The sequence below is a fragment of the Salinarimonas soli genome (assembly GCF_008386575.1).
Classification (GTDB): Bacteria; Pseudomonadota; Alphaproteobacteria; order Rhizobiales; family Beijerinckiaceae; genus Salinarimonas_A; species Salinarimonas_A soli.
On the sequence record NZ_VUOA01000275.1, the window covers coordinates 1 to 294 of the forward strand.

1 protein-coding gene is annotated in these 294 nt (G+C 58.8%); it reads right to left on the bottom strand.

Annotation, left to right across the window (positions count from 1 at the left end; translation table 11 throughout):
- Positions 1–294, bottom strand: a 294-nt coding sequence (locus tag F0L46_RS28005) for a hypothetical protein (protein WP_149822449.1), incomplete at both ends; no start/stop codon positions are given.

A 294-nucleotide genomic window follows, 5' to 3' on the forward strand; every position in this document is an offset into this window, starting at 1 on the left:
GCGGCATTCCTTCTGGCTGGCATCGAGTTCGGCAGCAAGGTCGTCGACCTTGAGTTTCCATTCTCCGATGATTTTGTCGAAGGCCTTCTGTTTCTTTTCTGCAGCGTTGGCAATAGCAGTGGCACGGTCGACCTCCAGCTGCAGGTCCTCGACCTCGGTGGCGAGACGCTGCTTGGTCTTCTCGAGAGCGACAACCTTCTGGTTGAGGGATTCGATTGTCTCCTCGGCTTCGGCGAGACGAGCCTGGAGCTTGCGCTTGGCCTCTTCGAGTTCCTCGGAGCGAGCGACGCCCTC